We start from the raw sequence: 11911 nt of genomic DNA on the forward strand, positions 1-11911 counted from the left end.
GCTGTATGCAGTGTAGGAGGGGAAAATGCGCGCGTATTGTATGAGGTTGCGCATTAGCGCCGGGTGACCTGCTTCTGGTAGCGCACGGGGGTAATGCCGTAGCGGTGGGTAAACGCGCGGGTTAAATGAGACTGGTCGGTCAGTCCGGTTGCGGCGGCGACCTCTGCCGCAGGCATGCCGTGGGTGAGGAACGCTTTGGCGCGCCAGAGGCGAATGGCCATCAGCATCTGGTGCGGCGTAACGTGAAAATGGGCTTTGAACTGGCGCTGGAAATGGTACGGGCTGAGCGATACGACGCTTGCCAGCTCGTCCAGCGTCAGGGCGTGCATATAGTTGTCATGCAGATACTCGCGCACGCGTTCGAAGCGGTGCGCGCCTTCCTGAATCACAGGCGCGTGATGGGCCAGCGGCCGGAAGGTCTCAATCAGATCCAGCAGTAATCCTTTTTGCGCAAGCGGATCGTCCGTGTGCCACAGGCCGTAAATCAGCCTGCCGATTTGCTGCGAGCGAAGCGGGTCATGACGCGTGACATCGCTAAACCACCAGTGCCGGAGGCCGGTCACCTCTTCCAGCAGGTCGGGTTCGATATAGACCATCCGGTAGCGCCAGCCGCCTTCGGTGGCGGATTCACCGGTATGGATCTCGTCCGGGTTCATGGTGACGACGGATTTTTCCGCCGCGAGATGCTGAGTACCGCGATAGCGAAAGCGTTCGGCGCCGGTTTCAATCGTGCCGATCCCGAAGGCTTCATGGGTGTGAGGCTCAAAGGCGTAGTCAGAAATATGCGCGTGATAAAGCTCCAGGCCCGGCAGCTGCGCCAGATGGCGAAAGCGCGCGCTGTCTCTTTCATCATTAAACTGTTCCGGTACGCCTTGCACGTTGAGCCTCCTCGTGGTCATCTTTTCATTATCAGAGATGACCGGCGTTTATGCACTAAACATCTTTGCCCGGACGGTCTTACGGTAATCCCCCGGTGAAACCGTGGTTTTATGCTTGAACTGGCGATTAAAGTGCGCAATATCCTGATATCCAACCGCATTTGCAATCTCCTGAATACACAGGTTGGTGGATTGCAGCATTGTCATGGCGGATTCAATTCTGGCGGTTAATAAATACTGCAGAGGGGCCATGTCGGTGGCATTTTTAAAGCGGCGATTAAAGTTGCGCAAACTCATGCCAGCCATATCTGCAAGATTCTGCATAGATATATCCGAGGAGCAGTTGGCTTTTATCCAGATTTGAATTTGAACAATATCTTCATCCGGATGGGGTTTGTTTTCTTCACTGTAACACTGGCGATCGAACTGACTCCGAATTTCATGGAAAAATGTCCGTTGAGTATGTGTGGCTACACGTTTCCCGTATATTTTTTCTATAAAATGGATCGTCAGATCTGACAGGGCCTTAACGCTTGCGGCGCAGAAAATATTATCGGCCTGAGTGAGAAAATGCTTTGTCTGTAATTTTACGCTGGGGTAATCGCGCGAGAATTGTTTGAAGTAGTGCCAGTGGGTGGTGGCGGGCTTTCCGTTGAGCAGTCCCGACTCCGCCAGAAAACAGCAGCCTGTTCCTACGGCGGCGATGCGGGTTCCGCGCGCGGCCTGCTCGGTCAGCCATTCCAGAAGTTCAGGCTGTTGTCTGACCACTGCGCGAGGATTGCGCCATAGGGCAGGAAGATAGATAACGTCATAGTATCTGTCTGCGGCAAGTGTAGTATCGGCGGTAATGCTAAAGCCACTGTGCGTCAGGATGGGCTCGCTGTTTATGCCAATGGTATTCACCTTCAGAATATTCTCCGGGCGACAGAGCCTGAAGGGTGACTTCTCCGGTTTGTGCGTGCCTGCGTGGGATGTTGTTTTTTGCTCAGCTAAATAGCTACTGGCTGCCGCTTTCCACATTTCAATCGGAAGACTGAGACCGGAACTTAGCATGCGTTCACATAACACAAATCCTATTTGTGTATTTGTCATTTTTGATTAATACCTGTTTTGACTATTATTTTTGGTAGCTCATCGTTGCCGTGGCCAAAAAAGTCAGCGTTTTGGCTGGATTTTCATATTAGCTTTTGTCGGTGATTTGTAAACTAATATCTGAAATTATCGCACTTACTTAATAAAATAAATCCACGACCACGAGAGAACAAATTATGGTGAAATTACCCGTAATAACGGCTTTTGGCGGCTATGGTCCAGCTGGTCGTAGTTCTTCACATCATGCATTTCGTCGAATGATTATTGAGTCATTATCGGAAGAGGAAAGGCAGGGGACGTTATTATCGTTAGCCATCCTGATGGGCGTCCTTAAATATGATGAAGGCGGTTATTGCGACATTTCCGGTAAAAGATTTACACCTGCTCAGGCCGCCGCGAGGATAAAAGACGAGGTGCTTGAGGGAACCCTTATCAGAAAAATTACGCGCGACTATTTTGATGTCGATGCGATTGCCAGCCATGCAAAATTGAATATGGTTTCAGGCGAAGAGGGATTTAGTTTTAATATATCTGCCAGGCAATTACCTCAACCCTTACCGGCGGGATGGCACGTTGAAGAATTAGCGGATCGGCGTGTCCGTATTACCGTTCAGGGAGAGATGGACTGCAAAATTGAGGCGCTGCTGCGCACGGAGGTTCAGGCTGCAGGGCTGTTGCCGCAGGGATTCCGTCCGGGCGACCATTACCATTCGCAGTTCCATCCGCGGGCGTTACAGATGGCGATTGTCGGGGCGTCAGACGCCATCAACGCCCTGGGGATCCCGTGGCGAGCGGTACAGGCCAAAACCACGCCGGATCAGCTCGGCGTCTATTCGGGCAATATCATGGGGCAGCTCGACGATTATGGCTTTGGCGGAATGCTGCAGTCGCGCCTGAAAGGCCATCGCGTCAGCGCCAAACAGTGCCCGCTGGGCCTGAACAGCATGTGCGCCGATTTCCTCAATGCCTATGTGCTGGGTAGCGTCGGTCATACCAGCGCCACGCTGGGGGCGTGCGCCACGTTTCTGTATAACCTGAATGCGGCAGTCGAAGATATCAAAGCGGGGCGCATTCGCGTAGCCGTCGTTGGCAGCGCCGAAGCGCCGGTTACCTCAGAAGTGATTGAAGGCTTCGATGCCATGGGCGCCCTGGCAACGGAGAGCAAGCTTAAGCACATTGATGAAACGGAAACGGCCGACTGGCGCAGCAGCAGCCGCCCGTTTGGCAACAGCTGCGGTTTTGTTATCGCAGAATCCAGCCAGTATGTTGTGTTAATGGACGACGAGCTGGCGCTGCAGCTTGGCGCAGAGATCCACGGTTCGGTGGGGAATGTCTTCATCAACGCTGACGGCTTTAAACGTTCTATTGCGTCGCCGGGGCCGGGGAACTACCTCACCATGGCGAAAGCCGTAGCCTCTGCGGTATCGATGGCCGGGATAGAGACGGTGCAGAAGGGATCGTTTATTCAGGCGCACGGATCAAGCACGCCGAAGAATTGCGTCTCCGAGGCGGATATTTTTGACCGCGTTGCGCAAGCCTTTTCGATTCGCGACTGGCCGGTGACGGCGGTGAAATCGTATCTCGGCCACTCTCTGGGGCCCGCCAGCGGCGATCAGCTGATCGGCTGCCTCGGCGTATTCCGCTATGGTATTTTGCCGGGAATTAAAAGCGTGTCCCACATCGCGCCGCAGGTGAACAACGCGCGCTTAGCCATTCCTCTTCAGGACTGCAAATTAGAGGAAGACCAGGGGCAAATCGCCTTTATTAATTCAAAAGGCTTTGGCGGGAATAATGCCACGGGGGTGGTTTACTCGCCAAAGCTTACCCATCAATGGTTGCGCAAACGCTATGGGGAAGCGGTGTTTGCGGATTATCAGCAGCGTAACCGCCAGGTGCGACGTCAGGCTAACGCGTACGACCAGGCGGCGTCGCAGGGTGAACTCAATGTCATTTATCTTTTTGGCCAGCAGGGGATAAATGAGGAAGATGTTAAGATTGATATGAATGGCATCACCATTCCTGGATTTGAAAAACCGATAACGTACGCGACGGATAAAGAATACCCGGACTTTTAATCGTTATATCTGATTTTATTATTAATAAATATGAGCGGGCCGGGTAAGGGAAATTACCCGGCCGCAGGAAAGAACGGTGACACCGTTAAAGAATGGCTTTAATGCTCTGCGCCAGCGGCGTCGTTGCGCGCCCGATTAGTTTGCTCAGCGTATGGCTATCGTCAAAAAGTCCCCCTTTGGACGCGCCCACATCGGAGTCCGCCAGCATATCTGCCAGCCCGGCAGGCAGGCCGACGCTTTTCAGCGCGGCGGCAAAATCCGCTTCACTGAGATTCTGATAGGCTACCGGCTTCCCGCTCTGTTTGCTGAGTTCAGCCGCCAGTTCGCTCAGCGTCCAGCCGTGGTCGCCCGCCAGTTCATAGACCTTGCCCGCGTGGCCCTCTTCAGCGATCACTTTGGCTGCCGCTGCGGCATAGTCTGCACGGGTGGCAGAGGCAATTTTGCCTTCGCCTGCTGCACCAATAAACACGCCGTGTTCCAGCGCAGGCGGCGCGCTCGCCAGGTAGTTTTCGGTATACCAGCCATTGCGCAGCAGGGCATAAGGAATGCCGGATGCCGCCAGCGCTTTTTCAGTGGCAACGTGTTCAACGTGCAGGCCCAGCGGGGAGTTGTCCGCATGCAGCAGGCTGGTGTAGGCGATAAATTTCACGCCAGCCGTTTTGGCGGCGTTAATTACGTTCTGGTGCTGGGTCGCGCGCTGGCCGACTTCGCTGGAAGAGATAAGCAGCAGCTTATCCACGCCGCTCAGCGCGGCGGTGAATGCGGCTTCATCCGTGTAGTCCGCTTGACGAACCACAATTCCCTGCTGGCTTAAGGCCTGCGCTTTCGCCGGGTTACGTACGATGGCCACAATCTGGCTGGCCGGTACGGTTTTCAGCAGCTGTTCGATAACGAGATGGCCAAGCTGGCCGGTAGCGCCGGTAATCGCGATCATGATGAATCTCCTTCGTGTTTGTCTGGTGTTGTGGCACACTAGCACCATAGCTAACTTTTAGTAAGTACGTACAAAAAGGTAAGTATGAAAACAACGATACCAACGCTCAGCGAACAAATGCGCGATGGCAATCTTTTCGCGGAGCAGTGCCCTTCACGCGAGGTGCTCAAACACGTCACCAGCCGCTGGGGTGTCCTGATTCTGCTGGCCCTGCGCCAGGGTACGCATCGCTTTAGCGATCTGCGCCGTAAAATGGGCGGGGTGAGCGAAAAGATGTTGTCCCAGTCACTCCAGGCGCTGGAGCAGGACGGGTTTGTCGATCGCGTGTCGTATCCGGTGGTGCCGCCGCACGTAGAGTATAGCCTGACGCCGATGGGGATTGAGGTCAGCGAAAAGGTCGCCGCGCTGGCGGACTGGATTGAGGTAAATACGCCGAAGGTGATGGCGAACAGGGACGATCGTGCGGCGTAAACGCCGGATATGTGCGGCCTGACCCTCTCCCACAGGGAGAGGGAACAAACACGGAAAACGGCAACGCATGTTGCCGTTTTGTTTTTACTTACTCAAATCCACCTGATAAATCGCGAACCCGATATCATCCGTTGCGACCTTCTTCATCGGATACTGGGCTTTATCCTTGATAAACGCGGCTGCCTTATCGGACGGCGACGTTTCAAAACGGATATCCAGTTTCGTATCGCTGCGGATCGGCGCGAGACGCCAGTTGTTGTCCACTGCCGGATGAATTTCGCCCGCCTTCTTCGACTCCGCGCTGATCCACGCCGCCAGCACCGAGCGGTTCTCGTCCGGCGAGGCAAAGGCGATGTGGCTATCTCCCGTACCGGCAAACTTACCGCCGTAGGCGCGGTAGTTGTTGGTCACCACCAGGAAGGTGGCATTCGGGTCGATCGCCTTGCCGTTGAAGGTCAGGTTTTTGATGCGCTCCGCCTGCGGGTTGATCGCCTGACACTCGCCGTCATATTTCGCCGGTTGGGTGACGTCAATCTGGTAGTTCACGCCGTCGATCACGTCGAAGTTATAGGTACGGAAACCGTCCCAGTTAATCAGCGACTGCGGCTTACTGCTGTGCGGGTCAATCTGGTTAAACTGTCCGGCAGAGCACTCCAGCCACTCTTTCACTTCCTGGCCCGTCGCTTTTACCACCACCAGCGTGTTCGGGTAGAGGTAGAGATCGGCGGCGTTACGGAAGGTCAGCTGGCCCTTTTCGACTTCAACATAGCTTGCCGGGTCGTTCTTACGTCCGCCCACCTTGAATGGCGCAGCGGCTGACAGAACCGGCAGTTTTGCCAGATCCGGATCGCCCTGCACAAAGTGTTCGGCATAGGCTTTCTGCGCCATGTTGACGACCTGAACGGTCGGGTCATCCTGCACCAGCGCCAGGAAGCTGTACATGTTGTCGGCGGATTTGCCGATCGGCTTGCTGACGAATTCGCGCGTGGCGTCGTGATCGTGCTTCAGCACGTCGACCAGTTTTTTATCTTCCGCCGCCAGAGATTTTTTAGCCGCAGCGTCGTAAATCGGGCGCGCTTCGGCTTTTGACTGCGTCACCTTCCAGCTGCCGCCGTCGTTATTCAGCACCAGATCCACCACGCCAAGATGGTCGCCCCACATGCCCGGCATCACCGACGGCACGCCGTTGAGCGTCCCTTTCTCAATGTCCGCCCCTTTGATGCTGGCGAAATCTTTGCCCGGGAAGACCGCGTGGGCGTGGCCGAACAGGATCGCGTCTACGCCTGGAACTTCACTCAGATAGTAAACGGAGTTTTCTGCCATGGCCTGATACGGATCGGCGGAGAGACCCGAGTGGGCGACAACGACTACCAGATCGGCGCCTTTTTCGCGCATTTCCGGCACGTATTTTCGCGCGGTTTCGGTGATGTCGTTAACAGTCACTTTGCCGTCGAGGTTGGCTTTATCCCACGTCATGATCTGCGGCGGCACAAAGCCGATATAGCCGATTTTCAGCGTCTGTTTTTTACCGTCCTGGTCGACGACGTTGGTCTCTTTAATCAGGTAAGGGGTAAAGAGCGGCTTTTGGGTCTTAACGTCGATGATATTGGCGTTAACGTACGGGAATTTCGCACCAGCGAGCGCATCGTGCAGGTATGTCAGACCGTAGTTGAATTCGTGGTTACCGAGGTTGCCGACGGTATAGTCCAGGGTGTTCATCGCTTTATAAACAGGATGGATCTCGCCTTTTTTCAGCCCCCTGGTCGCCATGTAATCCCCGAGCGGACTGCCCTGAATCAGATCGCCATTGTCGACCAGCACGCTGTTTTTCACTTCGCCACGCGCCGCATCGATCAGGCTTGCCGTGCGCACCAGGCCGAATTTTTCCGTCGGGGTATCTTTGTAGTAGTCGAAGTCCATCATGTTGCTGTGCAGATCGGTCGTTTCCAGAATACGCAGATCTACCGTCGCCGCCTGCGCGCTCGCTGCAATCAGCGTCGCCAGAAGCGTTGCACTAAACTTAATCATCAGAGGAGTCCTTTTTCGATGCAGAGCACAAAAGAGTATGTATCTATAGCTTGTTGCTTACAGAAATGTGAATCCTGACAGAAAAAAGTAACCTGAAACCGGAATTGCTTCACAGATAGCGGAATTGTTCACATTACGATATAACTAAAACAAAGAGTTAACCTCACTGCGTTAACAAAGAGGTGGAAAATGCTAGATAAAATTTGTCAGCTCGCACGGGATGCGGGAGATGCCATCATGCAGGTCTATGACGGCAGTAAACCTATGGAGGTTGTCAGCAAGGCCGACGACTCTCCGGTCACGGCGGCGGATATCGCGGCGCATAAGGTGATCCTGAAAGGGTTACAGGCCTTAACGCCGGACATCCCCGTTCTGTCAGAAGAAGCGCCACAAAGCTGGGACGAGCGCCAGCACTGGCAGCGCTACTGGCTGGTCGATCCGCTGGACGGGACAAAAGAGTTCATCAAGCGCAACGGTGAATTCACCGTCAATATCGCCCTGATTGAGAAGGGCAAAGCGGTGCTGGGTGTGGTCTACGCGCCGGTAATGAAGGTGATGTACAGCGCTGCAGAAGGGAAGGCGTGGAAGGAAGAGTGCGGCGTGCGCAAGCAGATCCAGGTGCGCGATGCGCGTCCACCGCTGGTGGTAATTAGCCGCTCGCACAGCGACAGCGAACTGCAGGAGTACCTGCAGCAGCTGGGTGAACACCAGACCACCTCGATTGGCTCATCGCTGAAATTCTGCCTGGTGGCGGAAGGCCACGCGCAGCTCTACCCTCGCTTTGGGCCAACCAACGTCTGGGATACCGCGGCAGGTCATGCCGTTGCCGCGGCCGCCGGGGCGCATGTTCATGACTGGCAGGGCAAGCCGCTGGACTATACCCCGCGCGAATCCTTCCTCAACCCCGGCTTCCGCGTCTCTATTTACTGAGCCAGCAGCTTATGCAGCAGGTCGACAACCTGCTGCACCTCTTCCTGGGTTAACGCGCCGTCTTTCGCCCACTGTACGCGGCCCTCTTTATCCAGCACGACAATCGCGGAGCTTTCTTCCTCCAGCTGCCAGGCCTTACGGGTTACGCCGTTGCTGTCGACGATAAACTGCGACCACGGGTAGAGCTTTTTATTGCTCTCAAGGCTGGAGCGCACAAACATCCCGGAGCCCGGAATGGCGTCATCGGTGTTAACAATGGTGGTCGTCTGGTAGCGGTCGTGAGGGAATTTTGCGGCCTTGATCGCTTCCACCAGGTTGGCATTTTTCTCTTTTGCGGATGTACGACCGGCAATATGTTGTACAACTCTCACTTTGCCCGCGAGCTGCGCGCTATTCCAGGGTTTGTAGCTAAACTTATCATTGTCGAGAATCAATTCTCCCCGGTCAGCAATGCCGACTGGCGGTACACGTTGTCCTTTTTCAATGTTGTGAGCACAAGCCCACAGGGGCAGCAGCAGGCAGGCTGCTGCAAGGATATTACGTAGGGTCATGGCGTTTCCTTATTGTTTGCAGGTGATCCGACCACTTGGTCTTGCGCTTTTAATCATAAGTGCGATCAATGTGGTTTTCCCGCAATCCCGATGCCAGTTTGCGGGCGAACGCACATATCCATGAAAAAACGACGGCTTATACTGCGCCTGGTCACGCTTTGCAAAGATTATTCTGAATAATTGTAATCAAACGGTAAATAAACTTATGCACACTGGGTAACACCGTAGTTCTGGTCTATAGTCATTGGGCATTAAAATTTGCGCTCAGGACAGTCGGGCCGATTGTGGCACCGCAAGAGCGTATGATTCGCAGGAGATACAAGAATGAAAATTTTCCAACGCTACAACCCGCTTCAGGTGGCGAAGTACGTGAAGATCCTGTTCCGTGGACGGTTGTATATCAAGGATGTTGGCGCTTTTGAGTTTGATAAGGGCAAGATCCTTGTCCCAAAAGTGAAGGACAAACAGCACCTGTCTGTGATGTCCGAAGTCAACCGTCAGGTTATGCGTCTGCAAACTGAGATGGCTTAACCAACGTGCTATGCAGTAGTTAACAAAAACGGCTCCCGATGGGAGCCGTTGATGTTTGTGGGGCCAGAATCTTACGCCGACACCTTCTCTTCCGCGTCCGGCAGCTTTGGCACCAGTACGGTCGGTTTGTTGTCGATGCGCGTCACCAGCAGCTGGTCGATGCGGTAGTTATCAATATCCACCACCTCAAACTTGTAGCCGGAGAACTTCACCGAGTCGGTACGTTTCGGGATCTTACGCAGCATAAACATCATAAAGCCGCCGATGGTCTCGTAGTTACCGGACTGCGGGAACTCGTCGATATCCAGCACGCGCATCACGTCTTCAATCGGCGTGCCGCCATCAATCAGCCATGAATTATCGTCACGCTGAACAATCTGCTCTTCCAGCCCCTGGCCAACCAGGTCGCCCATCAGCGTGGTCATCACGTCGTTCAGGGTGATAATACCCACCACCAGCGCGTATTCGTTCATGATAACCGCGAAGTCTTCCCCGGCGGTTTTGAAACTTTCCAGCGCTTCTGAGAGCGTCAGGGTGTCCGGCACAATCAGGGTGTTGCGGATCTGCACGCCGCTGTTGAGCGCCAGACTCTGGTTTGCCAGCACGCGGTTCAGCAGGTCTTTGGAGTCGACGTAACCGATGATGTGGTCAATATCTTCATTGCAGACCAGGAACTTAGAGTGCGGATGCTGCGCCACTTTGTTCTTCAGGCTCTGCTCATCTTCATGTAAATCGAACCAGATAATGCTTTCACGGCCCGTCATGGAAGACGGCACGGTACGGGATTCCAGTTCGAATACGTTCTCAATCAGCTCGTGCTCTTGCTTGCGCAGCACCCCGGCCAGCGCGCCGGCTTCTACTACCGCATAGATGTCGTCAGAGGTGATGTCGTCTTTACGCACCATAGGCAGCTTAAAGATGCGGAAAATCACGTTCGCCAGGCCGTTGAAGAACCATACCAGCGGACGAAACACGTACAGACAGAAGCGCATCGGGTTGATGATACGCAAAGCCACAGCTTCTGGCGCAATCATACCGATGCGTTTCGGGGTCAGGTCTGCAAAGAGGATGAACAGGCCGGTTACCAGCGAGAAGGAGAGGATAAAGCTGAGCTGTTCTGCCAGTTCAACGGACATGTACTTAACAAACAGACTATAAAACGCCGGGGAAAACGCCGCATCACCCACGATACCGCCGAGAATGGCGACCGCGTTGAGGCCAATCTGCACCACGGTGAAGAACATCCCGGGGTTTTCCTGCATTTTCAGGATGCGGGTGGCATTGATGTTGCCTTCATCGGCAAGCAGCTTCAGTTTGATTTTACGGGACGCGGCCAGCGAGATCTCAGATATCGAGAAAAACGCGCTGACGGCAATCAGACAAAGTATTACTAAAATACTGTTTAACATAGTTTATCCGGCTTTTCGCCAGATCCTCAGAAGGGGAGTTGATACCATTTGTGTGAAAACACATTGAAAATCAGCTCGTAGCGTTGAGCCGATTATTTCAGCGGGTAGTATAGCGTAAAGAGATGTAAATCTGCCAGAGGTCACAATTTGGCGAAGATGGCCGGCGGGGGCGGCTGGTGGATGGATGTTAAGCTATGAGACAACGCAGTCGCTTTCTTGAGCGCCACGCGGCTCGCGTGGCGCTGGGTAGGTATCAGGCCAGCTGTGGCGGCAGGCAGACGCCGATGCCCCCGATACCGCAGTAGCCGTACGGGTTTTTATGCAGATACTGCTGGTGATCGTCCTCGGCATAGTAGAACGGTTTCGCGGTGGTGATTTCGGTCGTCACCTCGCGCGTATCGCCCGCTTCACGCATGGCCTGCTGGAAACGCTCAAGGCTGGCGCGCGCGGCGGCATCCTGTTCGGGCGTGAGCGGATAAATAGCCGAACGGTACTGTGTGCCGTGGTCGTTGCCCTGACGCATGCCCTGCGCCGGGTCGTGGTTCTCCCAGAAGACCTGCAGCAGCTGTTCGTAGCTGATTACCGCAGGGTCATAGACAACGCGCACCGCTTCCGCATGCCCTGTTTCGCCGGAGCAGACTTCGCGATAGGTAGGGTTCGGCGTGTAACCGCCCGTGTAGCCAGCCGCCGTGCTGTAAACGCCGGGCAACTGCCAGAAGAGGCGCTCAACGCCCCAGAAGCAGCCCATGGCGAACAGTGCGATTTCCATTCCCTCCGGCACGTTGGTCATGGAATGGTTATTGACGGCGTGTAAGGTCGCCACAGGCATAGGGGTGTTGCGTCCCGGTAATGCATCAGCTTGTGAAACCAGATGCTTTTTGTCGAATAAACTCACGATGGGGCCTCCCGGGGTGCGATGTTTCAGTTAAGGTTGTCACGAAGCGTTTAATTGAACACAATAAATGCGCTGAATCAGTCTAGATTTAATCATAAGAAATATTTGGGTGTTACA

Annotated in this window: 11 protein-coding genes; 4 read left to right on the top strand and 7 right to left on the bottom strand. The window is 54.4% G+C overall.

Going from position 1 to position 11911, the window contains the following annotated elements:
• Positions 1 to 53: 53 nt before the first annotated feature.
• Entirely contained in the window at positions 54 to 878 is an 825-nt protein-coding gene (locus tag INF68_RS16905) for an AraC family transcriptional regulator (protein WP_109845714.1), read from the bottom strand.
• A gap of 48 nt (positions 879 to 926) precedes the next feature.
• A complete protein-coding gene (locus tag INF68_RS16910; protein WP_227412891.1) occupies positions 927 to 1970 on the bottom strand; it encodes a GlxA family transcriptional regulator in 1044 nt (347 codons plus the stop codon).
• Between the two features lie 620 nt (positions 1971 to 2590).
• On the opposite strand from INF68_RS16910, the gene INF68_RS16915 reads away from it, so the two are divergent.
• On the top strand, positions 2591 to 4045 hold the full coding sequence (locus tag INF68_RS16915) for a beta-ketoacyl synthase (RefSeq protein ID WP_305045451.1): 1455 nt from the start codon (positions 2591 to 2593) through the stop codon (positions 4043 to 4045).
• Between the two features lie 85 nt (positions 4046 to 4130).
• Here the strand turns inward: INF68_RS16915 and INF68_RS16920 are convergent, their stop codons facing one another.
• A complete protein-coding gene (locus INF68_RS16920) occupies positions 4131 to 4979 on the bottom strand; it encodes an SDR family oxidoreductase (protein ID WP_047743012.1) in 849 nt (282 codons plus the stop codon).
• A gap of 84 nt (positions 4980 to 5063) precedes the next feature.
• Between INF68_RS16920 and INF68_RS16925 the strand changes: the two genes are divergently transcribed.
• Complete coding sequence (locus INF68_RS16925) at positions 5064 to 5450, top strand: helix-turn-helix domain-containing protein (protein ID WP_023331869.1); 387 nt, start codon at positions 5064 to 5066, stop codon at positions 5448 to 5450.
• An 84-nt stretch (positions 5451 to 5534) separates the two neighbouring features.
• On the opposite strand, the gene INF68_RS16930 is transcribed toward INF68_RS16925, so the two are convergent.
• A complete protein-coding gene (locus INF68_RS16930) occupies positions 5535 to 7478 on the bottom strand; it encodes a bifunctional 2',3'-cyclic-nucleotide 2'-phosphodiesterase/3'-nucleotidase (protein ID WP_126787464.1) in 1944 nt (647 codons plus the stop codon).
• 189 nt (positions 7479 to 7667) lie between these two features.
• Between INF68_RS16930 and cysQ the strand changes: the two genes are divergently transcribed.
• Positions 7668 to 8408: a 3'(2'),5'-bisphosphate nucleotidase CysQ gene (gene cysQ, locus INF68_RS16935; RefSeq protein ID WP_023310160.1), complete on the top strand. Its 741-nt coding sequence runs from the start codon at positions 7668 to 7670 to the stop codon at positions 8406 to 8408.
• On the opposite strand, the gene INF68_RS16940 is transcribed toward cysQ, so the two are convergent.
• Positions 8402 to 8959 carry a YtfJ family protein gene (locus INF68_RS16940; protein WP_126787463.1) on the bottom strand — a complete coding sequence of 186 codons (558 nt, stop codon included), beginning with the start codon at positions 8957 to 8959 and terminating at the stop codon, positions 8402 to 8404. The two genes, cysQ and INF68_RS16940, sit on opposite strands and share 7 nt — an antisense overlap.
• Positions 8960 to 9283: 324 nt before the next feature.
• Here INF68_RS16940 and INF68_RS16945 point away from each other — a divergent pair, with 324 nt between their 5' ends.
• Complete coding sequence (locus INF68_RS16945; protein ID WP_008501430.1) at positions 9284 to 9490, top strand: DUF1107 domain-containing protein; 207 nt, start codon at positions 9284 to 9286, stop codon at positions 9488 to 9490.
• A gap of 71 nt (positions 9491 to 9561) precedes the next feature.
• Here INF68_RS16945 and INF68_RS16950 read toward each other — a convergent pair whose 3' ends face one another.
• Together INF68_RS16950 and msrA are read right to left on the bottom strand one after the other, a co-directional pair.
• Complete coding sequence (locus INF68_RS16950; RefSeq protein WP_023310162.1) at positions 9562 to 10899, bottom strand: hemolysin family protein; 1338 nt, start codon at positions 10897 to 10899, stop codon at positions 9562 to 9564.
• Positions 10900 to 11152: 253 nt separating this feature from the next.
• Entirely contained in the window at positions 11153 to 11794 is a 642-nt protein-coding gene (gene msrA / locus INF68_RS16955; RefSeq protein WP_023310171.1) for a peptide-methionine (S)-S-oxide reductase MsrA, read from the bottom strand.
• Between the last annotated feature and the right edge of the window lie 117 nt (positions 11795 to 11911).

It is taken from the genome of Enterobacter cloacae complex sp. P16RS2 (assembly GCF_014982155.1).
Taxonomy (GTDB): Bacteria; Pseudomonadota; Gammaproteobacteria; order Enterobacterales; family Enterobacteriaceae; genus Enterobacter; species Enterobacter cloacae_M.